This is a genomic window from Mesorhizobium comanense (assembly GCF_005503535.1).
GTDB classification, from domain to species: Bacteria; Pseudomonadota; Alphaproteobacteria; order Rhizobiales; family Rhizobiaceae; genus Mesorhizobium; species Mesorhizobium comanense.
The window spans coordinates 1-24,840 of the sequence record NZ_SCNN01000007.1 but is presented as its reverse complement, the minus strand read 5'-3'; the positions used below and the strand labels follow the sequence as shown (position 1 = coordinate 24,840).

Genomic DNA, 24,840 nt, shown 5'->3' with positions numbered 1-24,840 from the left:
CGTTTCGGCTGTACGCCACGGCCTCAATGGTCCGGCCACACAGACGGCGCAAGAACGAGCAGGCCGGTATCAGTCCAGCCCAGGATGTTTCAGAGTATTCGGGGCCAGGTCCAGCGTTGCGGTTTTCCAGGTGCCGTTGCTGGTCAGGATCCGGGCTTCCTCGGCGATCATTTCTATCAGCTTCTTCGTGGCCGTAGACATTGCGCGTTCTCGTGACACGGCGGTCACCCAGCCCCATCGGACATTGCGGATCGGCGCCGCCGAGACTTCCTTGCGCACCAGAAGCTCATGGACCCCGCTATAGGGAAGCACGCAATAGCCGGTGCCATACTTGGTCAGGCTGGTCATTAGCGAGTTCGTGTCGACCTCGAGTTTCGGTTCGGCGACGCGGCCCGCCCTGACCAGGATTTCATCGACGGCGCGGCGCAGCCCGTTCGGGAATGGCGTCAGGATGAGGTTATGGCCAGTGAGTGATTTGGCCGAAACCGGACGCGACAGTTCAAGTCCCACTTCTAGCGGCGCGATCAGCAGCAGGCTCTCTGTCACCAGCGGCATCTTGGTCAGCGTGGTGAAGGATTCCCGGTCCGACAACAAGGCCACGTCCGCCCCGTCATTGGCGATGGATTCCCGCACGATCATGGAGGTGTTCTCGGTCACGTGCACCGAAACCTGCGGATAGGTACGGCGGAACCGCGCGACCACCCGGGACGTGAGCAGGCCGCTCAGCGAGTTCGAGGCCGCCAGCCTCACCGTACCCACCGGCTCGTCGGTCGAAGACATGATTTCGCTCTTCATGCGGCCGACATTGGCAAGCAGCACCCTGGTCCGGTCGACCAGCCGCTGCCCCGTCTCGGTCAGCACCACGCCGCGCGCCTTGCGCTTGAAGAGTTTGGTGCCGAGCTCCTGCTCGAGGAGCCGGATCTGACGGCTCAGCGCCGGTTGCGACACATGCGCCCGCATCGCCGCGTGCGTGATGTTCAGCGTGTTCGCCACATGCATGAAATATTCGAGCTGCCTGACATCCATCCGTTTTCCTCCCGCCGCCGCACGCGAAACAAGCCATAACCAAATCTAATGGTTGCAATTTGGCTTTTGTCTTAGTGTTGATGTCTGGCACGCGCTACTACTGGCTTCAAGCAGATTGAACAACCCGCCACGGACAAGACGACTTCCGAAAAAACGGCGGGATGCCTGGGGAGGATTCATGGCAGCGCGTTTGGGTGGTCAGACCGCCGTGGTGACAGGTGGTTCGCAGGGTCTTGGGCTGGCCATCGCTGCCCAGCTTCTGGCCGAGGGCGCCAATGTGAGTCTGTGGGACCGCGAGCCGGACTCTTTGGCGCGGGCCGCCGACGAGCTGGCGGCGCCTGACCGCGTCCATACCGCCGTGGTCGATGTTACGTCCCAGAGCCTGGTCGAAGGTGCGCGAGACGCTACGCTCGAGCGCTTCGGCGGCATCTCCATCCTGGTCAACAACGCCGGCATCTCAGGCCCTCATGCCAGCGTCTGGGACCTGTCGCTCGACGAATGGCAGCGGGTCATCGACGTCAACATGACCGGCGTTTTCCTGTGCTGCCGTTCCGTCGCTCCGCATATGATCGCGGCGAATTACGGACGCATCATCAACATTGCATCGGTCGCGGGCAAGGAGGCGAGTCCGCTGATCAGCGCTTACGCCACCTCCAAGGCCGGCGTCATCGGCTTCACCAAGACACTCGGCCGTGAGCTCGCCAACACCAAGGTCACCGTCAACTGCATAACGCCGGCGGCGATCAGGACCGCGATATTCGACCGCTGGCCCGCCGATTATGTGGCATCGCTGTTGGCCAAGATTCCGATGGGCCGGTTCGGCCTGCCGCAGGAACTCGCCGCCATGGTGGCTTATGTCGCTTCGCCCGAGGCATCCTTCAGCACTGGCGCCGTCTTCGATATGTCCGGCGGGCGCACCGACTATTAGGCGCGAGCTGCGAGCGCGGGGAGGGATACAAAATGCACAACACCATCAGCGCGACCAACCACACCAGCTTCACCGTCGGAAGCCTCGACCGGGCGATAGCTCTGTTCCGCGACGGACTGGGTTTCGAACTGACCTCGCGCGCGGGCCGCGATCCCGCCTCGATCCAGACCATCACAGGCGTCGCGGGAGCCAAGGTCGAGATCGCCTATCTCCGGCGTCCGGACCATACGGTCGAGCTGATCGAATACACCGGTCCCGACGATCGAAGGGTGGTCGAGGCGAGGCCTTGCGACGTCGGCTTCGCCCACATCGCGTTCGATGTGACCGACCTGGACGGCGCCATAGCCCATCTGGCGCTCTATGGCGCGGTGGCGATCTCGCCGCCCTATGTCAACAAGCGCGGCGGCCCCAATGCGGGCGTGCGCGTCTCCTATCTGACGACTCCCGACAAGGTGACGGTCGAGCTTATCGAACGGGTGTAGAGGCCCCGCCGGCGGTCTTCGTTCGGCGTACAATGCCGGCCATGTCGTTGCGCGCCCGCGCATCCGTTTGCATCGCGGCCTTCCGCTCGCGCAGCCATTGAAATTCTGGTCCTTCCGTCCTGACCGACAGCTGTGATGCGCCCTTGAAAAGGGTCGCGTCGCGGCCCTCGGAGCACACGTGCATCGCCCTGTCCGCAGGGCGGTGCACGTTCGTCTGCGTGTTGCGGTGACCCATAACCAAAACGCATTTCTCCCATAGGTACTTTGTGTTTGTTTTGAGATCGGGATCATGGAAGTCTTCACTCAAGGCGTCCCAAGAGTGACGTCAATGGGAAGAACGACCAGCACACCGGCATCTTGGTATTCCGTCGCCAGCAACGCGGCGGAGGGACCGGCAATGGATGGGACACGATGAAAAATTCCGGCTTGGCCCGCGCGGCCCGTTCGACGCGCGGCGCGCCAAAAACCAGCGGCGACGCGGTCGCCGCCGCAATCATCGCCAATGGCGGGTCCCCTCATCGGCTGGCGACCCGCAATGCGCCCAAGCTCGATGCCGCGGAACTGAAACAACTGCTCAGGACGATGCTTGTGATCCGCGCCTTCGAGACGCGCACCACCGAATTGTTCCATAGCGGGCTGGTCAAGGGCACGGCCCATTCGTCTGTCGGCCAGGAAGCCGTGGCGGCGGGTGCGGGCTATCCCTTGCTGCGCAGCGACTTCATAGCCACCCATCATCGCGGCCACGGGCATTGTATCGCCAAGGGCGCCGATGTCTCGCGCATGATGGCGGAGCTGCTCGGCCGCAAGGACGGCATTTGTGGCGGTCTCGGCGGGTCCATGCACGTCGCCGATATCGGCCTCAACATCATCGGCGCCAACGGCATTGTCGGCGCTTCGATGGGCCTCGGCATCGGCGCGGCGCTGGCCGCCAAGCAGCGCATGTCGACGGACGCGGGCGTGGCGATCTTCGGCGACGGTGGCGCCAACGAAGGCATCTTCCACGAGGCGCTGAACATGGCGGCGATCTGGAAATTGCCGATCGTCTTCCTGTGCGAGAACAATCAGTACGGCCTGTCGACGTCCTTCCTGGAATCGACCGCGGGCGGATCGGTCTCGGCGCGCGCCGCGGGTTACGGCGTGCCTGGCGAAACCATTGACGGCAACGATGTCGTCGCCGTCTATGCGGCGGTCGACGAGGCCATCGCGCGGGCTCGCGCCGGTGAAGGCCCGACGCTGATCGAGGCCATCACCTATCGCCATGGCGATCACTCCATGCGCGCCAATCTGCCCGGCTACCGCGAGGATGAGGAGGTCGAGCGCTGGAAGGCCATGGATCCGATCAACCGCTGTGTTTCGATGATGATGGAGCGTGGCGCGCTCACCGACGACGAATACGAGGCGCTTGTCGCCGAGACGGATGCCGAGATCGAGCGCGCCGTCGAATTCGCCAGGAATTCGCCTGAGCCGGACCTCGAGAGCCTGGCGCCGGCCGTCTCCGCTCCCTTCAAGTCGACCGGCGTGGTCGAGCCCGCGCCCGGCACGCGGGAACTGACCTATCTGGAGGCGCTCAAGGAAGCGATGGCGCAGGAGATGGAGCGCGACGAGCGGGTTTTCGTCATCGGCGAGGATGTCGGGCCGATCGGCGGCACGTTTGGCGTGACGCGTGGCCTGTTTCAGCGTTTCGGCAAGGACCGCCTCATGAACACTCCGATCTCCGAGATGGGTATCGCCGGCGCCGCCGTCGGATCGGCCGTCTGCGGACGCCGCCCGATCGCCGAGATCCAGATCTTCGACTTCGTCACCTTCATGATGGACATGATAGTCAACCAGGCGGCGAAGCTGCGCTACATGCTTGGCGGTTCACCGACCGTGCCGGTGGTGTTCCGCGGGCCGCAAGGCGGCGGCATTCGGCTGGCGGCCCAGCACTCGCAGTCTCTCGAAGCATGGTTCGCGCATGTACCCGGCCTGGTGGTGGTGGCGCCTTCGACACCATACGATGCGAAAGGGCTGCTGATCGCGTCGATCCGCGACGACAACCCGGTCATGTTCCTGGAGCACAAGATGCTCTATCTCGGCCAGGCCGCGCCGGTGCCGGAAACGCCATACGAAATTCCTCTCGGCAAGGCCGACGTCAAGCGCGAGGGGACCGACGTCACCGTCATCGCCACCCAGGTCATGGTGGAGCGCGCGCTGCAGGCCGCCGACATGCTGGCGCGTGAAAACATTTCCGTCGAGGTCATCGACCCGCGCACGCTGCGGCCGCTGGACATGGATTGCTTCATCCGCAGCGTGAAGAAGACGCATCGCTGCGTTGTCGTTCACGAGGCGTGGCGCACCGGCGGCCTGGGTGGCGAGATCGCCGCGCAGATCAATGAACGCGCCTTCGACTGGCTCGACGCCCCCGTCGAACGGCTCGGCGCGATGGAGGTGCCCATGCCCTATAACGACAAGCTGGAACGGGCAGTGATCCCCAACCAGAATGCCATCGCCGATGCGGTTCGCCGCGTCTGCTACCGCTGAAATTGGACCGGCGCCCTGGAACCCGAACCGCGATGCCAATAGACATCCTCATGCCAGCGCTGTCACCCACCATGGAGAAGGGAAACCTGATCCAGTGGCTGAAGGCGGTCGGTGATCCGGTGCGCGCCGGCGACGTTCTGGCGGAGATCGAGACCGACAAGGCGACCATGGAAGTGGAGGCCGCGGTTGACGGCGTGCTGGTCAGCATCGCCATCCCCGCCGGTTCGGTCGACGTTCCCGTCAACCGCATGATCGGCGTGCTCGCCGCCGACGGCGAGACGGTGGCGCCCGCGACAGCGCCGGCGGTTCCCGACGAACCGTCGTTGCCGATCGTGCTGCCCGAGCCGGCGCCGGCTTCCAGCACGAGCGCTTCCGACGCCCGGGACGGCCGCGTTTTCGCTTCGCCGATCGCGCGCAGATTGATGGCCCAAGCCGGCATCGACGCGTCAGGCATCACAGGCAGCGGTCCGCATGGCCGGATCGTCGAGCGCGATGTCACGCGGGCCATCGATGCACTGGCGGCCGCCGCCAGGGCCGAAGCAACCGGCAAGCCATCGCCGGCCGGTGCTCCGGCCGCGCCTTCTCCGGCAATTCCGGCGCAGGCACCGACCGAAGCCGGCACCGGCATGAAGGCCCTGTTCGAGCCCGGCAGCTTCGAGGAGGTCGCGCATGATGCGATGCGTCTCACCATCGCGCGCCGGCTGTCCGAGTCCAAGCGTACGGTCCCGCACTTCTACCTGACGGCCGATTGCGAGATCGATGCGCTGATCGCCCTGCGGGGACAGTTCAACGACGCGGCACCGAAGCTGCGCGACGGCACGCGCGCCTACAAACTCTCCATCAATGACTTCGTGATCCGGGCGCTGGCGCTGGCGCTGCATCGGGTGCCCGATGCCAATGTCTCCTTCACGGAAAGTGCCTTGCTGCGCCATCGCCACGCCGATATCGGCGTCGCTGTCGCTATTCCCGGAGGACTGATGACGCCGATCGTGCGCAAGGCCGAGACGAAGACGCTCGCGGTGATATCGAACGAGATGAAGGAACTGGCGGCACGCGCCAGGACACGCTTTCTTCGGCCAGACGAATACCAGGGCGGCACAGCCAGCGTTTCAAATCTCGGGATGCACGGCGTTCGCGACTTCGCTGCTATCATCAATCCGCCCCAGGCATCTATCCTGGCGATAGGAGCGTCGGAGCAGCGGGTCGTCGCCAGGGACGGCAAGCCCGAGGTCCGGACACTGGTGACGGCAACGCTGTCCGTCGATCACCGGGCGATCGACGGAGCAGCAGGCGCCGAACTGCTGTCGGCGTTCAAGGCGCTGATGGAGCAGCCGATGACGATGCTGGTTTAAGGATCGAAAGACATTCAGCGCTTGACGGGGACCGGGCCGATGGCAGACGCAGTCGCGATAAAGGATGGGGGAAGCGCCGCCGTGAAGATGAGCGAGGGAAAATTCGGCCTCGGCACTCTGAGCCAGGAAACGCTGGTCTTGGCCACGACGGTCGTGATCTTCCTGGCGTGCGCGCTGTTCGTCAACGGCTTCGCGACCTTGCCGAACATTTCGACACTGGCCCGCAGTGTCTCGGTATTGGGCATTCTCGGCGTCGGCATGACTGTCGTCGTGATCGGGCGCGGCCTCGACCTGTCGCAGGTCGCGGTGCTTGCCATCTGCGCCGCCTGGTCGCTTAAGCTGATCGGGCTTGGCTATGGACTCGCCGCGGGCATCGCCATGGGCCTCGGAATGGCTGTCGCGATCGGCGCCTTCAACGGCTTCGCCATTTCCATCATCGGCATTCCGGCCCTGTTCACCACCCTGGCCTCCGGAACCCTGGTCTATGGCATCGGCAGGTGGCTGATGCTCGACGGCATCATCACCTATGCGCCCGACAACCAGCCGTTCCTGCTCGCTCTGGGACAGGGTGAAGTGCTGGGCATTCCGGTGCCGCTGGTTATCTTCGCGGCGGTCGCGCTGGTTGGTCATTTCATCCTGTCGCGAACTTCGGCCGGGCGCTTCGTCTACGCGTTCGGCGACAATGCCGAGGCTGCCAGGCTTACCGGCGTCTCGGTGCGCGTGCTCACCATTGGCCAATATGCCTTTTCGGCCGCTGTTGCCTTTCTGGCCGGGCTGGTCACGGCGGGCTCGGTCGCCTCGATCAACACCAATGTGTTCAGTTCAAGCCTGATCTTCGACGTGCTGCTGATCGTCGTGCTGGGGGGCGTGAGCCTCAGCGGCGGTCGCGGCTCCATTGCCAGCGTGCTTGCCGGAACGGCGCTCATCGGCACGCTGCTCAACGCCATGATCCTGCTGGATGTGCAGGGCGACGTCCAGAACATCGTCAAGAGTGTGGTGCTTCTCGGCGCCATTACGCTCGATCGCAAGCTGCATCCTCGCGACGAGGAGACGGCAAGGCAAGGAGATCTGTAGAGGCGACGCCTTCCTCGACACGATCCAACAATCAAGGCGCATCATCTCGGGAGGATAAGATGACGTTGATGAGTAGAGGCAGTCGGCTGTCGAAGCCAATTGCACTGATGTTCGCGGCAATGCTCGGCATCGCCGCACTGCCGGCAAACGCGGCCGATGGCGGCGTGCAGCTGAAGGAGCAATACACAAAGGCTATCGAAGGCAAGACCATCGCCTTCCTGCCGATGACCCTGGGCGCGCCGCTGATGGACACCTGGGAATATGTCATCCGCACCGAGGCCGAACGCAGCAACATGAAGTATTCGGTCAAGGACCCGGCGTGGAACAGCACGGCGCTGGCCCAGGCTTTCGAGGGCGCGATCGCCGACAAGCCGGACGTGATCATCGTCCAGAACCCGAACGTCCAGCTTCTCGTCAAGCAGATCAAGCAGGCGCAGGAAGCCGGCATCTACGTCATCCAGCTGTCGATGATGTCGAACACGTTGAGCGACGGCTATGTCGGCGGCGACTGGATCGAACAAGCCGAAGTCACCGGCAAAGATATCGTCAAGCAATGCGGCACCGGCAGCGGCAAGTCCGGCAAGGTGGTGATCCTGCAGGGTGAACTGACGTCGGCGCAGAACGTCTACATGACCAACGCGCTGATGAAGGAATTCGGCAAGGATCCGGCAATCCAGGTCGTGTCCAGCCAGGCGACGAACTGGGACGCCACCAAGGCCTACGACATCACCACCGCCGTGCTGCAGCAGCACCCGGACGTATGTGCGATCTTCGGTCCGTACGACATCATGACGATCGGCGGCGCGCAGGCGGTCAAGAAGGCCGGCCTCAGCGGCAAGGTGATCGTCTACTCGAACGGCGGCGGCTACAAGGAAGGCTGTGACGCGGTGCGCGCCGGACTGATCGATCGCTACATGGATTGGGATGCGTGGAACCAGGGTCGCGAGGTCATGGTCATGGCGAAGAACCTGCTGATGGCGGCCGAGCCGCCGGGATCGCACAGCGTCGCGTCGTTCTCGTCCTATTTCTGGGTAACGAAGGACAATGTCGACCAGGCGCGTTGCAGCGATATCCCCAAGAAGAGCTGACCGCTTACGACAAATGACACGGGTGGCCCGATCGGGCCGCCCGAGGGATCCAAGGGAGGAGGGATCGGGTGGCCGACACCAGCTTCAGGGAGACGCTGATCCGTCTCCGCTACAAATGGTCGTTCCAGCAGTTCATCGCCGAGCTGCTGCAGAAACGCTGGATGGAGCCGGTGGTGCCCTTCACCGCCGCCGTGCTCGTCGTGCTGGCGTTCGCCTTCCTCATTCCCGGTTATCTGACGGTGGGCAACATCGCCTCGACCGGCCGGCAATTCGGCGAGTTCGGCTTCGTGGCGATTGCCATCGCCGTCGTCATCATTTCCGGCGGCATCGATCTTTCGGTCGGTTCGATCTTCGCCATGGCGAACTTCATCGCCCTGATGCTGTTCAACATGTACGAGGTGTCGGCGCCTGTCGCCATCATGGCGACGCTGGGGGCCGGCGCGTTGATGGGCGCCGTCAACGGCTTCCTGATCGGCTATGTGGGCCTCGGCGCCTTCCTGACGACGCTCGTCACCATGCTGATCTTCCGCGCCATCCTCAATCTTCTGATCCTGCGCTACTCGGTCGAAATGGCGATCTCGATGGGCGACAGCCGCGTCTGGGACTGGCTGGGCGGCGGCAGCGTGTTCGGTATCCCCGCCAACATTCTGATCCTGGCGCTCGTCGCCATCGTCGGCCATATCTTCCTCAGCCGTGGGCGGCCCGGATGGTACATCGCCGCCATCGGCGCCAATCGCAAGGCGGCCCGCCACGCCGGCATACCGGTGGAGCGGCATCTGTTCCTGACCTATGTGATATCAGGCGTTCTCACTGCCCTTGGCGGCGTCTTCTACGCGGCGCGTCTCAACAGCCCGAGCTCCGATACGGGCGTCGGCATGGAAGTGCTGGCGCTGACGGCGGTGGTGCTGGGCGGGGTCAATCTTTCCGGCGGCAAGGGCTCCATCGGGCAGTCGCTCATCGGCGCCACCATCGTTCTCGTGCTGATCAACGGACTGGTGCGCTTCGGCCTGGTCGGCGGCGCCACCTCCGCTTTCCTCGGCTTCATGATGCTGCTGGCGGTCGGCATCGACGTGAAATGGTCGCGCAACCGCAACAAGGCGATCGAGAAGATCTATGTCGTGCCCACCTATTTCAAGCTCGGCAAGCGACATGACATATCACCTGAGAGCGTTTCGCCCTATGCGCTCAACAACCGGCTGCGCGATGCCGAGGCGATCGGCCTGGGCAAGCTCGACGGACCGGAAGACGTGATCTTCGACAGCGACGGCAACCTCTATTGCGGTACGCGCGAGGGCTTCATCTGGCGCTTCAGCGGCAAGGACCTGCAGACCCAGGAGATCTTCGCCCGCACCGGCGGCCGCCCGCTCGGCATGGCCTTCGACCGCGACGGCAACCTCATCATCTGCGTGGCCGGCATGGGCGTCTATGGCGTGCGTCCCGACCGCTCCGTCTACAAGCTGACCGATGAGACGACGCGCACCTTCGGCAAGGTGATCGACGACTCCCGCCTGGTGCTGGCCGACGATCTCGACATCGCTCCGGACGGCAAGATCTACTTCAGCGAGGCGACGCTGCGCTATACCGCGCACACCTGGGCCACCGACGCGCTGGAAGGGCGCGGCAACGGCCGCATCATCGTCTACGATCCGGCGACCCGGAAAACCAGGACGCTGCTGCAGAACCAGATCTTCCCGAATGGTGTCTGCGTCGCCCATGACGGCCAGTCGGTGCTGTTCGCGCTGACATGGGCCTGCCGCATCGAACGCTACTGGATCGCCGGCCCCAAGGCCGGCAAGCTGGAAACACTGATCGCCGACCTGCCCGGCATGCCAGACAACATCAACCGCGCATCCGACGGCTCTTACTGGCTGGCGCTGGTCGGGCTGCGCACGCCGGCCTACGACCTGGCCATGGAGGATCCGGGTTTCCGCACCCGCATGATCAAGCGCATTCCCAACGATGAATGGCTTTATCCCAACATCAACAATGGCTGCGTCGTGAAGTTCGACGGACGCGGCGCCATCCTCGAAACCCTGGGCGACATCGGCGGCAAGTCACATCCATCCGTCACCTCGATGCGCGAGGAGCGCGGCTACCTCTATATTGGCGGCCTCTCCAACGACCGCATCGGCCGCGTCAAGCTGAGCGGGGTCGACGAGAACTGGAACGGTCCGGCATCCTACTGGGGCAACCGGCCATGAGCACAATCGAGGCACGTGGAGTATCCCGATGAGCAACGTGGTCGTCGAGATTCTGAAGGAGCTTCTGTTCCGCAACCGGGACCGCCGCGCCAATCCGGTGCTGGACGGACCCATGCGGCCGAACTCGGCTCTGGAAGAATGCCCGGTGCTGAGCACGGCCATCGCCGAGCCGGACGACATCGCGGTCGCGGCGGACGGCAGCCTCTATGTGACCGCGGGGCGAAGCATCTACCGCTTCGATGACGCGGATTTCGCCAACCCGATAGTCGTCGCACAGTTCGACGGGCTGGCCACCGGCATAGCCGCCCATCCCGCCGGCGGCGTGGCAGTGGGCGTGGCGGGGCATGGTGTGGCTCTGATCGGCGGAGCGGACGAAGGCCGAATGCTGCGCATCGAGGGCCAGGGCGGATTGAAGTGCCCGACGGCGCTGACCGTTGGTCCCACCGGCGACATCTATGTCTGCGACGGTTCGCGCGGCAACGCGCCCGACCGCTGGGCTTACGATCTCATGCAGAAGAATCGTTCCGGCCGCGTGTTGCGCATCGATCCGACCAGCGGGCAGGTCGACGTGATCGCCGACGGACTCGGCTACCCGAACGGCATCTGCCTGGCGCTGGACGGCAAGTCGCTGATCGTGTCCGAAGCATGGACGCATGATCTTCTGAGGCTGCCTCTCGATGCCGCGGGCGCGCTCCGGCGTCCGCTGGCGGTACAGCAGAACCTGCCCGGCTATCCCGCGCGGATCGTGCCCTACGGGGCCGGTTATTGCCTCACCATGTTCGCCCTGCGCACGCAACTTGTCGACTTCGTGCTGACCGAGGACTCCTACCGGCGCAAGATGATCGAGCGGATCGAGCCGGCGTTCTGGATCGCGCCTGCGTTGCGCTCCGAGGGGCATTATCTGGAGCCGGTCCAGGGCGGCGGCCTGAAGAAACATGGCAGCCTCAAGGCATGGGCGCCGCCGCGATCCTACGGGCTGGTCATCTTCCTGGACGATGAGCTCGAGCCGGAATCGAGCCTGCACAGCCGCGTCGGCGGGACGTGCCACGGCATCACCGGCGTGGCCACCGACGGGCAACAGGTGTTCGTCACCTCCAAGGGGAACGGCAAGATCATGCAGGTGACGGCGAGGCCGGCGCAATGACCACGCAGAACCGGGAGGAGCCGATGTTGCGCGTCGTCAACGGAACCAAGGTCTATGGCGGCGCGCAGGCCATAAGCGGCGTCGATTTCGATATCGGACGCGGCGAGATACATGGCCTCGTCGGCGAGAACGGCGCTGGCAAGTCGACGCTGTGCAAGGCGCTGGCCGGAGCGATATCGCTGTCGTCAGGCGACATCCTGCTCGACGGCCAAAAACAGTCTTTCGCAACGCCGGCGGATGCGCTGCGCGCTGGCATCGTCATGGTCTACCAGGAGACCAGCCTGATCCCGACGATGACGGTGGCGCAAAACATCATCCTCGGCCGGGAGAAATACATGACCCGCCTGCGCGGCATGTACATCGCCGCCCAGCAGCTTCTGCAGTCGATGAATTTCCATGTCGACCCGACCGCCATGGTGTCGACGCTGGGCGCGGCGCAGAAGCAGATGGTCGAGATCGCGCGTGCCGTGCATCACCGGGCGCGCCTGATCATCTTCGACGAGCCGACCGCGACGCTGACGCCCGAGGAGAAGCTGCATTTCTTCGACCTGATCCGCAGGCTCAAGGCGGAAGGTGTCGCCATCATCTTCATCTCGCACGCGCTGGAAGAGGCGCTGGAACTGACCGACCGGGTCACCGTGCTGCGCGATGGCGAGCGCGTGCATTCCGGCCCGACGATGGAACTCAGCCGCGAGATCCTGGTCAAGCACATGGTCGGACGCGACCTGTCGCAGACCTACTACGCCGACGCCCGCAAGCCGCGGGCGCACGGCGCCCGCAAGAAGAAGGTGCTGTCGGTCCAGAACGTCATCATGGGAAAGATGGTCCGCAACATGTCGTTCTCGGTCTATGCCGGCGAGATCACCGGAATTTCCGGCCTGATCGGCTCGGGGCGCACCGAGATCGCCAAGGTCGTCAGTGGCGTGCTGAAGCGCAATTTCATCTATGGCGGCATGATCTACCTGAACGGCAAGCCGATCCGCTATCGCATACCGCGCCAGGCCATCGCCGACGGCATCGTCTACATCACCGAGGACCGCAAGCTGAACGGGTTCTTCGAGACCATGCGCATCGACGAGAATATCTATGTCGGGCGGATCTCCACGCCGGAGGGCCGCACCATGCTGCTCTCGCGCAAGGAGCAGTCGCGCGTCGGCAACGAATGGGTGCAGCGCATGAAAGTCCGCGCCATCAACAGCCGCGCCAGGATCATCGAGCTGTCGGGAGGCAACCAGCAGAAGGTGGTGGTCGCGAAATCGCTGGTGCAGAATCCGAAGGTGGTGTTCTTCGACGAGCCGACGCGCGGCGTCGACGTCGGCGCGATCCAAGAGATCCACGACTTCATACGCTCTCTGGCCGCGCAGGGCATCGCCGTGGTGGTCATCTCCTCCTACCTGCCCGAGATACTGAGCCTGTCCGACCGCATCCTGGTGGCGCGCCAGGGCCGGATCGTGGAGGAGTTTTCCTCCGCCGAGGCGACCGAGGAGAAGATCATGTACGCGGCGATCCATTGAGGCCGCAGATGACCACGATCCAGCAACTCTTCTCGCTCTCCGGCAAGGTAGCGCTGATCACCGGCGGCGGGCGCGGCATCGGCAAGGAGACCGGGCTGCTTCTGTCCAATGCCGGCGCCGGCATCGCCGTTCTGGACCGTGACGGCGAAGCCGCGGCCGATGCTGCGGCCTCGATCGCGGCTCAGGGGGGCGAGGCGCTGGCGCTTACGGCCGACATCTCGAAACCGGAGCAGGTCTCGCAGGCCTTTGCCGCCGCCGTCGCGCATTTCGGACGGCTGGATATCCTGGTCAACAATGCCGCGCTGGTGCGCCGCACGCCGGCGCTGGAAACCAGCATGGAGGTCTGGCGCGAGGTCATGGAGGTCAACCTCAACGCCGCCTTCAACTGCTCGTGCAGGGCCGCCGAGGAAATGACCAAGGCCGGTGGCGGCGCCATCGTCAACATCGCCTCGATCATGGGCGCCTCGGGTGGCGGCGTCTATCCGATCGCCTCCTACCACGCAAGCAAGGGCGGCCTGATCAACCTGACGCGCGGTCTCGCGGTCGAATGGGCGCCACGTGGCATCCGGGTGAACGCCATCGCTCCGACCTGGGTGCGGACCGAGTTCACCAAAGCCCTGCTCGACGACCCGTCGATGTCGAAGACGTTGCTCGACCTGATGCCGATGCGTGCCTTCGCCGATACGGCCGACGTGGCGGCCGCGGTCCTGTATCTGGCGTCGCCCGCCGCCAAGATCGTCACCGGCCATGTCCTGGCCGTCGATGGTGGCTATCTCGCGCGTTGAGCTCGGCGCGGGGCTTTCATGTCTGCTCTGTTGCAGGGGCGGAGATTGGGGCACCTCGCAGCCGCTGCGATCTCGTCAGATGGAACGGGCGCGTGAATAGACGATCAGCAGTGCGATCAGGATGATCCCGAAGATGATCTGGCGGTCGCCGTCGCTGAAGTTCATCATGGTGGTCGTGGCGGTAACCGACGTGATCGCCAGCGCGCCCAAAGCGGTTCCCAAATAGTTGCCTTTGCCGCCTGTGATCGACGTGCCGCCCAGCACGACCGCCGCGATGGAGAGCAGAAGGTAGGGCGATCCGATGCCGACATAGCTCTGCCCGGTGTAGCCGACCAGGATCGTGGCAGCGATCCCGACCAGCATGCCGTTCAGGCCATAGGTCAATGCCGTCGTGAGAAAGATGGGAATACCCGACAGCCGCGCGGCGGCGTGGTTTTCCCCGATGGCGGCGATGTAGGTTCCAAAAGTCGTCGCCCGCAGAATGGCGACAATCGCAACCGCGATGGGCAGCCAGATGATCGTGGCCGCGGGGATGAAGCCGACCCGCCCGGAACCGACCCAATCGACGAAGTTGTTGGTGGTGGACGCGGCCGATCCGCCGGTGGCGATGAGAACGGCGCCATAGAGAATGCTGCTCATGGCCAGCGTCGCGATCAGCGGATGGATTTTCAGGCAGGTGACGGTCACGCCGTTGAGCAGTCCGATCATCCCGCCGGCGCTTACCGCCAGCACCACCGGGATCAGGCTGTCGTCGGGAAAATTCGCGGCAAGAGCAGGGATCACGAATGCCACGACATTCATGATGCCGGCTATGGAAAGATCGATGCCCCCTGTCATGATCACCAGGGTCTGCCCGGCCGCCACGATCGCCAGAATGGCCGACAGTTCGAGGATCGACATGACATGACCCTGGCTTGCGTAGCCGGGGAAAATCGAAGCCGATCCAACCCAAAGCATGACAAGGATGACTGACAGGAAGAATGCCTTGCTGCGATGGAAGGATGTGGAAAGCGCGCGCAACTTACGACCTCCTCAACATCTGGATGGCGATGGCCGCGACAAGCACGCCTCCTTGGGCAATCGGCTGGAAAAAAGCCGATATGCCGAGCGCGAACAGAATGTTGGTCAAAAGCAGCAGGACGATCACGCCCGCGATGACACCGCGAAATGTCCCGACGCCACCCGTCAGGGCGACGCCGCCGATGACGGCGGCTGCGATGGAATTCAGTGTATAGGGTGTGCCGATGAGCGGGTCTCCCGCGCCAGTCAGCAGCGTCAGGCACAGCCCGCAAAGGCCGTACAGGGCGCCGGCAATCGCATAAACCAGGGTCACAAGTCCTGTTCTTGGCAGGCCCAGCCTTTCGGCCGCCTGCGGGTTGTCTCCCACCGCATGGATGCACAGGCCGAGCCGGGTCGACCGCAAGATCTGCCAGCCTATTCCTAGGCAGATGACCAGGACCATGGGGGTCAACGGCCAGTCGGTGTAGATGGCCGCGAGGCCTTTGTCGGATCCGCCGCCTGGCTGCCGCAGGACGAAAAGCGCGAGACCGGAGTAGACGAAGGACGTTGCCAGCGTGACCAGAATGGCCGGCAGGCCAAGCCGGCCGATCAGGACGCCGTTCAGGCAGCCCGCCAGCGTGCAGGCCCCCAGCGTGCAACCGACAGTCGCCAGCGAGCCGCCCCAGCCGCTCTCGAACAGGACCGCCGACAGGGCGCAACCGACGCTGACGATCGAGCCGGCCGACAGGTCGATGCCGCGGCTGATCATGACCAGAGCCTGCCCCAGCGCGACCGCGACCAGGGGCATGGCGAATTGCCCGAACTGGCTGCCGCCGCGGAGGCTGAAAAACTGGGGAGCAAGAAACGCGTAGCCGGCGGCGAATACGCAGGCCAGGACCACCACGGGCGCGGTTTCACGCAGGCGCTGATGCTGTCCCTCAAGCAACAGCCTGTCGGCCGTGAGTTGTTGATGGGTCATATCGTTCCTTTCGAGGCGTTCGCCACGCCGAGCGATGCGGCAACGATCGCCTGCTCGCTGGCCTGCGCGTGGTCGAGCTCCGTGGCGATCCGGCCATTGCGCATGATGAGGACGCGGTCGGCGAATTCCTGAAGTTCCAGAGTGTCCGAACTGGACAGGATGATCGCCGTGCCGCGCTCGGCTTCCGCTTGGAGCTCGCGATAGATCAGCAGCTTGGTCGGGATGTCGACGCCGCGCGTCGGATCGTTGAGGAGCAGCACTTTCGGCTGCCTGTCGAGCCATTTGCCCAATGCGATCTTCTGCTGGTTCCCGCCGCTCAGGGTTGCGATTGCATCGCTGGCGCGCCCCTTCACCGAAAACCGCGACAGCATGCGATGGACATGGCGATGTTCGTCATCGAACCGGCGCCAGCCGTGGCGCGCCAACCGCCCCAGCGATGGCAGGACCGCATTGGTCGAAACCGGCATCTGCAGGAGCAGGCTTTCTTGGCGTCTGTCAGCAGGAACATAGGCAATTCCGGCGCGCATGGCTGCCCCGACCGAACCGCGCGCGAAGGCCGATCCGTCCACGGTCAGGGTGCCGGTGGAGCGATCGGCGCCAAAGATCGCCCTCAGGACCGTTTCCTGGCCATGGCCGGCCAGCCCGCCAATGCCGAGAATCTCGCCCGCCCTCAGGTCGAACGTGACATCGGTGATGGGAACCGACGACGGCGCGCCAAGCCCCGCCACCTGCAAGGCGACGCGGTTCGTTGTCGCGTTGTGATAGGGCGGGAATTTCGTGCCGGCTTCGCGGCCGGTCATCCGTTCGACGAGATCCATGTCGGATACGGTTTCCGCGTTGTCGATATCGGCGGAAACCTTGCCGTCGCGCAGGACCGTCAGGGGGCGGCAGATACGACGGACCTCCTCCATGCGGTGGGAAATGAAAAGCGTGCCCATGCCCTGGCCGGTTCGCCTCTCCACGGCCCGGCAAATGGTTTGAAACTCCGCCGAAGACAGCGAGGAGGTCGGTTCGTCGAGGATCAGGTATCGCGGGTCGCTTGCCAGCGCCTTGGCAATCTCGAGGAGCTGCCGCGAACCGAGCGGCAGATTGCCGACGACGGAACTGCCGGAAAACGGCAGCTCCAATTCGCGGCGCAGCCGCTCGAAATTCTCCGCCACCTGTCGATAGGCGATGAAGCCCAGATACTGCCCGGCGGCGACGACAATGTTTTCGGCGACCGTCAGGTTTGGACAGAGGCTGAGTTCCTGATGGGCGACCGACACGCCGGCCGCAAGGAAGAGTTGCGGCCGGTTCGATCGCATCCGTTCGCCGTTCACAGTGACCTCGCCGTGATCCGCCCTGGTGATGCCGGCAAGGATGCGGATAAGCGTCGATTTGCCTGCTCCGTTTTCGCCGAGCAGGCCGCGCACGCGGCCCGGCTCGACGAAGATCGTCACACCCTTCAAAACCTGATTTTCGCCGTAGGACTTGGTGAGGTCGGTTGCCGTCAGCGTCATGCGCGAGGGCCGCCGCTCAGGAGCCGTTGGCCAGCAAACGGTCGAACAGCGCCTGGTCGACCGGAACCTGGACATAGCCATCGGTCGGCGCGTCCTTGAAGCGTGCGGCGTATCCCGGCAGGTCGCTGTTGGTGATCGAGGGGAGGGGAACCTTGATGTGCTCCGGCAGATTGCCGCCCTGCAGGGCTTTCAGCGCCGCCTGGATCGAAAGGGCGCCGAGCCAGTTCGGCTGGCCGGTCCCCCAGGCGTTCAATTTGTTCTCCTGCCAAAGCTCGAGGAACGGCCGGTAGTTGTCGCCGGTCACGGGAACCATGTCGCGGCCGGCCCGCTTGAGCGCCTTCATGGCGCCGACGGCCTGCGGTCCCATATCCGCCCAGACGGCATCGATTTGCGGGTTGGCGAAGGCAAGTTGCGTGAAAGCGGTCTGGGCTGGCGCGAGGTTGTACTCGGTCGCCACCGTGCCGACGACCTTGATGTCCGGGTAATCCTTGAGCGCCGACTGGGCTCCGGCAAAGCGCGCCTCGCTGACCGATACCCCCTCCGGTCCGCGGATCATCGCGATCTTGCCCTTGCCGCCAATGGCTTCGGCGAGCCATTTCATGCCGCTTTTGCCCCACGCCTCCTGATCCGTGTTGATCTTGGAGGTGACATTGTCGGTGGAGACCAGGCTGTCGAAATTGATGACGACCACATTGTCCTTGCACGCCTCGTCGATCACCTTGTTGAGGGCGGTTGCCGAACCGGCAATGACAATGATTGCGTCGAATTTGTTGTCCACCATGGCCTGGATCTGCTGGGCCTGCTTGGTGGCGTCGCCATCCGCGTTGGTGACCTGGTACTCCTTGACCAGGTTTTGGGCGGTTGCCTTGTCGACCTCGCCTTGCATCGACTCGCCGGTCTGCTTCATCCAGGTCGGCCCGAAATAGATGTTCGACCAACCGATCTTGAAGGGCGGTTTGCGGCTGCCATCATAGCATCTGGACGCGGCGTGGGCCTGCAGCGCGGACACGCCCATCAGACAGGCCGCCGCGATATGGATTTTCAAAACCCGGTTTGAGATTTTCACCATTGTTCCCCTTTTTATCGAGCCGATCTAGTCGGCCGCAGCGTTCAATCATGGCATATGATAGCTGTCAATATTGCCATAATTCATCAAATTGACATCATATCAATTTTGCCACGACAGCGAAATGACTGTCATGGCCAGGACGGTCGCGGTCAGGAAGGGGGATAGGCAGAATGAACCGCTGGCAGCCGGAGCCTTTGCCGCCATTGAGATCAAGGTTGCAAAAGCATCATCTCCAGCCTTATTGGAATTGAATGACACCCTATGAGCCGAATGTCTCCCGATTCGAGGGATCGAAAGCCGAGCGGCTGGAGCGGGCAATCGCCGCAGACATCGCCGATGGCGTGCTGGAGCACGGGCGTAAGCTTCCCACGCATCGCGATCTTGCGCATACGCTTGGCATGACGGCGGGTACGATCAGTCGCGCCTATATCAGGCTGGCGCGGCGGGGGCTGATATCATCCGAAGTCGGGCGCGGAACGTTTGTCCAGCGCAAACCCTTCACGGGTTTGCGCACTGAGCTCGGCACGCCTCAGGATGAAATGGAAAGCTCTATCGACCTCGCGGTCAACCGGCAGCCGAGCCCGGAAGTCCAGCGGCTGTTGGCGGATGCCTTTCAGAGCCTGAGCACCAACCCCCGGGTGCTGTCGCTGATGACCTACCAGCCCGATACCGGCACAGGTGGGCATCGCGAGGCCTTCGCCGATTGGCTCGCCGACGAGAAGCTTGTCGTGCACCCCGGCGATCTGGTCGTGACCGCCGGCGCCCTGCACGCGATCTATGTCGTCCTCAAGGCCTTTACCCGGCCGGGCGACATCGTCCTGACCGAGGAATTCACCTATGCGGGCTTCAAGGCCCTGGCGTCGGAACTGCAGCTGCGCATCGAACCCGTGGCGATGGACGAGCACGGCCTGATCCCGGAGTCTCTGGAAGAGCGGGCGGCGCAGTCGGGCGCCAAATGGCTTTATTTCATGCCTGGACTTCACAATCCGACGGCAGCGGTGATGCCCGAGGAGCGCCGCCAGGCGGTTCTGGCGATCGCCGAGCGGCACGGGCTGATGCTGATCGAGGACGGCGTCTATGCGTTCGTGCATGATCATGCACTGCCCCCGGTCGCGAGCCTTGCCCGGGAGCGGACGTTCTATGTGAGCAGCCTCTCCAAGAGCGTCGCGCCGGGCCTGCGGGCAGGCTGCGTTGCGGCGCCGCCGCAACATGCCAGCCGCGTGGCCGCCGTCATTCGACGCTCCATGTGGATGACGCCGCCGCTTGGCCTTGAAATAGCGGCTCAGTGGATAAGGGATGGGGACATCAAGAGGCTCATTTCCCTGCAACGTAACGAGTTCCGGGAGCGCCGCGCGATCGCCGAGACAATGCTCGAGGGCATGGCTTTCCGCGCACCGGCGGCGCCGGCCTTTATCTGGCTCGAACTTCCCGAACGCGTGCGCAGCCACGACATTGTCGCGATCGCCGAAGAACAGGGCGTCAGTCTGGCCCCCACGGATGCCTTTGCCACGAAGCGCTCCGATCCTGACCGCTATTTGCGCATCAGCCTGAATTCCTGCCGGTCGATCGCCGAGCTTTCGACCGGTTTGTCGGTCGTCGCCAACGCGGCCCGGGGAAGCCTCTCGCGGGCAGAATACTATTACTGAATATCTGCGGCCATTGGCGTCGGGGCGAGGGCGGATCACGGCGCCGTCGGCCGATCTCGTATTCCGGCATGCCGGTCGAAAATGGTCTTTTCGACGGGCAATCGCACGACGGTCAGGCCACGGATGCAAATCGCAACCGCGGCTCGCCCAGTGCCGCAACATCACCCAAGTCTTGCCCGGGTCGTACGCGGCGTTGCCAGGAGCAGACTGGTTTCGCTGCCGGTGATGCCGGCGATGAGCCGGATGCGCCTGAGCACGGCGTCAAAATCCGTCAGCGAGGCCGTGCCAAGCTCGACCACGAGGTCCCAGCGGCCATTGGTGGTGTGGATGGTCGAGACTTCTGGGAAACCGCCCAGCGCACGCACCACGCGGTCGGCCGCATGGCCCTCGATCTCGACCAGCATGATGCCGCGAATGCGCTGGTCGACGGCATCGGCGCGCAGCACCACCGTGTAGCCGATGATCTCGCCGGAACGCTCCAGCCGTTCCATGCGCGCCCTGACCGTTGCCCGCGAGACGCCGAGGTCGACCGCGAGGTCCGACACGCTGCGGCGGGCGTCATGCCGCAGCAGGGTCACGAGCCGTTCATCGAGTGCATCCATGGCTTACCACTTTGATCATTTATGCTGCCATTACGATAAATCATACTTTTCGGATTGCCAATTTTATCTGTTCATATCGCCGGCTCGCCATGGTTGTCTCGCCGTACCCGAACCAGGCAGCAGGAAAAGCGATGCGTTGCAGAATCGTCGGAGCGCCCGTGCAGGATGGCGCTGGCAGGATGGGATGTGAAATGGGGCCTAGTGCCCTCAGGACCGCCGGCCTGGCCCAGGTACTGTCCGGCCTCGGCCACGTTGTCGAGGATATGGGCGCCGTCCAGCCAATTGCGGCCAGGCGCATTGTGCACGGCAATCTGGCGCTGAAGGCGCTGCCCGAGATTTCGGCCTGGACATATTCCATCGCCGAAGCCGCCTACGCCGCGAGCGAGAATGCGATGCCGATCTTTCTGGGCGGCGATCATTCGATCTCTGCCGGGACCGTATCGGGTCTTGCCCGCCGCGCCACCGAGACGGGGCGGCCGCTGTTTGTGCTGTGGCTCGACGCGCATCCGGACTTCCACACGCTCGACACCACCGCCAGCGGCAATCTGCATGGCGTTCCGCTCGCCTACGCCAGCGGCCAGCCGGGGTTTAACGGCTACTTCCCCGATCTGCCGGCGGCGGTGGATCCTTCCCGCATCTGCACCATGGGCTTGCGCAGTGTCGATCCGGCCGAACGCAGCGCGCTGAACCAGGCGGGGGTGACCGTGCACGATATGCGCGCCATCGACGAGCATGGCATCGCGCCGCTGCTGCGTGCCTTCCTGGCGCGCGTGGCGGGGGAAGAGGGGCTGCTGCATGTGAGCCTCGATGTCGACTTCCTCGATCCTTCGATCGCGCCGGCGGTCGGCACCACGGTGCCCGGCGGCGCGACGTTCCGCGAAGCGCATCTCGTCATGGAGATGCTGTCGGACAGCGGCCTCGTGTCGAGCCTCGATCTGGTGGAGCTTAATCCCTTTCTGGACGAGCGCGGCCGGACCGCGACACTGATGGTCGACCTGACGGCAAGCCTGATGGGACGCCGCATCATGGACCGCCCCACACGCAGCCATTCCGGGAGCTTCTGATCATGACGGCGGCAAAGCTCAACATCGTCCCCTTCGTCAGCGTCGACCGCATGATGAAGCTGGTGCTCGCCATCGGCGTCGAGCGTTTCCTCACCGAACTCGCCGGCTACATCGAGGAGGACTTCCGCCGCTGGGAGCTTTTCGACAAGACGCCCCGCATCGCCTCGCACAGCCATGATGGCGTGATCGAGTTGATGCCGACAAGCGATGGGCGGCTTTACGGCTTCAAATATGTCAACGGCCATCCCAAGAACATGCGCCAGGGCCTGCAGACGGTCACCGCGTTCGGCGTGCTCGCCGATGTCGGCAGCGGCTACCCCATGCTGCTCACCGAAATGACCATCCTGACGGCGTTGCGCACCGCCGCCACATCAGCCGTCGCCGCCAAATATCTGGCACCGCGCGGCGCCCGCACCATGGCCATCATCGGCAACGGCGCCCAGTCGGAGTTCCAGGCGATAGCCTTCAAGGCGCTGACCGGCGTCGACCGCCTCAGGCTCTACGACATCGACCGGTCCGCCTCGCGCAAGTGCGCCAGGAATCTGGCCGGCATGGGCTTCGACATCACTGTCTGCGAAACCGCGCAGGAGGCGGTCGAGGGGGCCGGGATCATCACCACCGTCACCGCCGACAAGCAGTGCGCCACCATTCTCACCGACAACATGGTCGGCTCAGGCGTCCACATCAACGCAGTGGGCGGCGACTGCCCCGGAAAGACCGAACTGCACGGGGACATCCTGCTGCGCTCCGACATCTTCGTCGAGTTCCCGCCGCAGACGCGCATCGAGGGCGAGATACAGCAGCTGGATCCCGAGCATCCGGTAACGGAACTATGGCAGGTGATTGCCGGCAAGACGCAAGGCCGGCGGGACACCAAGCAGATAACGCTGTTCGATTCGGTCGGCTTCGCGATCGAGGATTTTTCGGCGCTGCGCTATGTGCGCGACCAGCTGCAGGCGACCGGACTTTATGAGGAACTCGATCTGCTCGCCGATCCCGACGAGCCGCGCGACCTGTTCGGCATGCTGCTGAGAGCGGCAATGCAGCCGGCGGCCTGACAGCCGCCGGTAGCGAACAAGGCGCTACGGGCGAACGTCCAGCTCGTCACCGCCGCTACCTTCATGCCCTCGACGATGTCGACCGGGGAGAATTCCTCGGGCGCGCCCGGCTGTCCGGCAGCTTGCATTTCATAACGGCCGTCTGTGATTTCCCGGCCTGCCCGTGCGGCGCCTGTGGCGCTTGAGCCGTACTGCCGGATACCTGCTCAACACCTTGGCCGGCAGGCGCTTTGCCCGGCCCAGAGCAAGGCCCTGGTATTCCCTTCCCCTCTGCCAAGTGTCTGCCCGCCGATGGGCTGCTTCGGATTCGGCGAAGCAAAGGACAGAAAAAGACTTCTTTTTGCGATCGGGCCCCAATGCTCTCTTTCCGGACCTAGAACACGCAAGGTCCGCCCGGGAGGCGACGCATAACAAGAGGGCGACTGCCGAGGCGCAACTTGGCGTACGCAACTCGAACAAGGCCGATGCCAACAACAATCATAGGGGAACCACGACAATGAAGACATTCCGCAATTGCCTGCTGGCCACGGTCAGCGCGGGCCTGCTGGGCTTGGGGCTTGCCGCCCCCGCCAATGCGGGCGCCATTCGTCTCGGCATGACGACCTGGGTCGGCTATGGTCCGCTGTTTCTCGCCCGCGACCTCGGCTACTTCAAGGAAGCCGGCGTCGATGTCGACCTGAAAGTCATCGAAGAATCCGCGCTCTACATGGCTGCTGTCGCTGGCGGCGATCTCGACGGCGCTGCGTCCACCGTGGACGAGCTGATGAAATACCGCTCCGACGAGCTCTGCTTCAAATATGTTCTGGCGCTCGACGACAGCCATGGCGGAGACGGCGTCGTCACGCAGGCCGACGTCTCTTCGCTGAAGGACCTGAAGGGCAAGCCCGTCGCCCTGAACGAGGGCTCCGTCTCCGAATTCTGGTTCAATGTGCTCCTGAAGAAGGAGGGCATGACCGAGGACGATGTCAGCGTCACCAACATGACGGCCGACGATGCCGCAACCGCCTTCATCGCCGGCCAGGTTCCGGCGGCCGTCACCTGGGAGCCGCACCTGACCGAAGTCCGCAAGGGCGGAAAGGGAAAGGTGCTGATCGATTCCACGACAACTCCCGGCCTGATCGTGGATGTGATCGCTCTCAAATGCGACCTGATTGAAAAGCATCCGGAGGACGTGAAGGCCCTCGTCAAGGGCTATTACAAGGCGGTCGAATACATCAAGGCCAACCCGGAGAAGGCCTATGAGATCATGGCCAAGGGCATCGGCGGCTACCTTGAAAAGCCCGAGGATTTCGCGGCCGGCGCCAAGGGCGTGCGCTACTACGACCGCGCCCGCAACCTGGAATTCTTCGGCACGCCGGAAAAGAGCGAGGCGTCCGACCTGGTGAACTTCGCGCAGGATATCTGGGGCAAGGCCGGCAAGCTCAAGATGACGATCGACGCGAAAACCATCCTCGATACCGACTTCATCAAGGAACAGTGAGCGTTCGAGGTGCAGGGAGGCGACCCGGGCGGGCCGCCTCCATTTTGTCGAGCATCAAGATCCCGGGCTAAAACAACGGAGGCCAGCTGATGGCACAGAGGCGGACGGCGTGGACACGCCTGACGACCCCATTCGCGAACATTCCCGCCAGCACGGCGACAACGCTCGCCCTCGCTATGTGGGTTGTCGTGATCGGTGGCTGGGCCTTGCTGTCCTACGGACGCGTCGTGCCCAACATGTTCCTGCCGACGCCCGGAACGGTGCTGCAGACGACCTATCGCATGTCCCTGGATGGCAGCCTGTTCTATCACACCTTGACCAGCGCCAAGG

General features: G+C 64.0%; 20 protein-coding genes and 1 pseudogene. 15 read left to right on the top strand and 6 right to left on the bottom strand.

Annotated elements, in window-relative coordinates; translation table 11 throughout:
* Positions 1-69 precede the first annotated feature (69 nt).
* Positions 70-1,026, bottom strand: coding sequence for a LysR family transcriptional regulator (locus FFS37_RS14055; RefSeq protein ID WP_137931561.1), 957 nt, complete (start codon positions 1,024-1,026; stop codon positions 70-72).
* A 178-nt stretch (positions 1,027-1,204) separates the two neighbouring features.
* Between FFS37_RS14055 and FFS37_RS14050 the strand changes: the two genes are divergently transcribed.
* From FFS37_RS14050 to FFS37_RS14005, 10 genes are all read left to right on the top strand, one after another.
* Positions 1,205-1,954, top strand: a complete 750-nt coding sequence (locus FFS37_RS14050; protein ID WP_137931560.1) for an SDR family NAD(P)-dependent oxidoreductase — start codon at positions 1,205-1,207, stop codon at positions 1,952-1,954.
* A gap of 32 nt (positions 1,955-1,986) precedes the next feature.
* Positions 1,987-2,436: a VOC family protein gene (locus tag FFS37_RS14045; protein ID WP_137931559.1), complete on the top strand. Its 450-nt coding sequence runs from the start codon at positions 1,987-1,989 to the stop codon at positions 2,434-2,436.
* Positions 2,437-2,847: 411 nt separating this feature from the next.
* Positions 2,848-4,956 carry an alpha-ketoacid dehydrogenase subunit alpha/beta gene (locus tag FFS37_RS14040; RefSeq protein ID WP_232375659.1) on the top strand — a complete coding sequence of 703 codons (2,109 nt, stop codon included), beginning with the start codon at positions 2,848-2,850 and terminating at the stop codon, positions 4,954-4,956.
* A 32-nt stretch (positions 4,957-4,988) separates the two neighbouring features.
* Positions 4,989-6,308 (top strand): pyruvate dehydrogenase complex dihydrolipoamide acetyltransferase, encoded by a 1,320-nt coding sequence (locus FFS37_RS14035; protein ID WP_137931558.1) that lies wholly within the window; start codon positions 4,989-4,991, stop codon positions 6,306-6,308.
* A gap of 39 nt (positions 6,309-6,347) precedes the next feature.
* Positions 6,348-7,382 carry an ABC transporter permease gene (locus FFS37_RS14030; RefSeq protein ID WP_232375658.1) on the top strand — a complete coding sequence of 345 codons (1,035 nt, stop codon included), beginning with the start codon at positions 6,348-6,350 and terminating at the stop codon, positions 7,380-7,382.
* A 68-nt stretch (positions 7,383-7,450) separates the two neighbouring features.
* Positions 7,451-8,470 carry a sugar ABC transporter substrate-binding protein gene (locus FFS37_RS14025; RefSeq protein ID WP_171026278.1) on the top strand — a complete coding sequence of 340 codons (1,020 nt, stop codon included), beginning with the start codon at positions 7,451-7,453 and terminating at the stop codon, positions 8,468-8,470.
* A 68-nt stretch (positions 8,471-8,538) separates the two neighbouring features.
* Entirely contained in the window at positions 8,539-10,671 is a 2,133-nt protein-coding gene (locus FFS37_RS14020; protein ID WP_232375657.1) for an ABC transporter permease, read from the top strand.
* 28 nt (positions 10,672-10,699) lie between these two features.
* Entirely contained in the window at positions 10,700-11,815 is a 1,116-nt protein-coding gene (locus tag FFS37_RS14015) for an SMP-30/gluconolactonase/LRE family protein (RefSeq protein ID WP_137931556.1), read from the top strand.
* Positions 11,812-13,329 carry a sugar ABC transporter ATP-binding protein gene (locus tag FFS37_RS14010; RefSeq protein WP_137931555.1) on the top strand — a complete coding sequence of 506 codons (1,518 nt, stop codon included), beginning with the start codon at positions 11,812-11,814 and terminating at the stop codon, positions 13,327-13,329. The genes FFS37_RS14015 and FFS37_RS14010 overlap by 4 nt, the downstream gene beginning before the upstream one ends.
* Positions 13,330-13,337: 8 nt before the next feature.
* Complete coding sequence (locus FFS37_RS14005) at positions 13,338-14,114, top strand: SDR family NAD(P)-dependent oxidoreductase (RefSeq protein WP_137931554.1); 777 nt, start codon at positions 13,338-13,340, stop codon at positions 14,112-14,114.
* A gap of 75 nt (positions 14,115-14,189) precedes the next feature.
* On the opposite strand, the gene FFS37_RS14000 is transcribed toward FFS37_RS14005, so the two are convergent.
* The 4 genes from FFS37_RS14000 to FFS37_RS13985 are packed head-to-tail and all read right to left on the bottom strand — an operon-like array spanning position 14,190 to position 18,657.
* Positions 14,190-15,134: an ABC transporter permease gene (locus FFS37_RS14000; protein ID WP_137931553.1), complete on the bottom strand. Its 945-nt coding sequence runs from the start codon at positions 15,132-15,134 to the stop codon at positions 14,190-14,192.
* 1 nt (position 15,135) lies between these two features.
* Positions 15,136-16,092 carry an ABC transporter permease gene (locus FFS37_RS13995; RefSeq protein WP_171026277.1) on the bottom strand — a complete coding sequence of 319 codons (957 nt, stop codon included), beginning with the start codon at positions 16,090-16,092 and terminating at the stop codon, positions 15,136-15,138.
* Entirely contained in the window at positions 16,089-17,591 is a 1,503-nt protein-coding gene (locus FFS37_RS13990) for a sugar ABC transporter ATP-binding protein (protein ID WP_171026276.1), read from the bottom strand. The genes FFS37_RS13995 and FFS37_RS13990 overlap by 4 nt, the downstream gene beginning before the upstream one ends.
* A 16-nt stretch (positions 17,592-17,607) precedes the next feature.
* Positions 17,608-18,657 carry a substrate-binding domain-containing protein gene (locus FFS37_RS13985; RefSeq protein WP_171026275.1) on the bottom strand — a complete coding sequence of 350 codons (1,050 nt, stop codon included), beginning with the start codon at positions 18,655-18,657 and terminating at the stop codon, positions 17,608-17,610.
* A gap of 254 nt (positions 18,658-18,911) precedes the next feature.
* Here FFS37_RS13985 and FFS37_RS13980 point away from each other — a divergent pair, with 254 nt between their 5' ends.
* Positions 18,912-20,306, top strand: coding sequence for an aminotransferase-like domain-containing protein (locus tag FFS37_RS13980; protein ID WP_137931549.1), 1,395 nt, complete (start codon positions 18,912-18,914; stop codon positions 20,304-20,306).
* A 161-nt stretch (positions 20,307-20,467) separates the two neighbouring features.
* Here the strand turns inward: FFS37_RS13980 and FFS37_RS13975 are convergent, their stop codons facing one another.
* Complete coding sequence (locus FFS37_RS13975; RefSeq protein WP_137931548.1) at positions 20,468-20,908, bottom strand: Lrp/AsnC family transcriptional regulator; 441 nt, start codon at positions 20,906-20,908, stop codon at positions 20,468-20,470.
* A gap of 131 nt (positions 20,909-21,039) precedes the next feature.
* Between FFS37_RS13975 and rocF the strand changes: the two genes are divergently transcribed.
* The 4 genes and pseudogenes from rocF to FFS37_RS13955 form a co-directional block, all read left to right on the top strand.
* Positions 21,040-21,972 carry an arginase gene (gene rocF, locus FFS37_RS13970; RefSeq protein ID WP_137931547.1) on the top strand — a complete coding sequence of 311 codons (933 nt, stop codon included), beginning with the start codon at positions 21,040-21,042 and terminating at the stop codon, positions 21,970-21,972.
* A gap of 2 nt (positions 21,973-21,974) precedes the next feature.
* Complete coding sequence (locus FFS37_RS13965; RefSeq protein WP_137931546.1) at positions 21,975-23,030, top strand: ornithine cyclodeaminase; 1,056 nt, start codon at positions 21,975-21,977, stop codon at positions 23,028-23,030.
* Positions 23,031-23,526: 496 nt separating this feature from the next.
* A complete protein-coding gene (locus FFS37_RS13960; protein ID WP_137931545.1) occupies positions 23,527-24,510 on the top strand; it encodes an ABC transporter substrate-binding protein in 984 nt (327 codons plus the stop codon).
* An 89-nt stretch (positions 24,511-24,599) separates the two neighbouring features.
* Positions 24,600-24,840, top strand: a pseudogene (locus FFS37_RS13955) (ABC transporter permease); the annotation flags it as partial.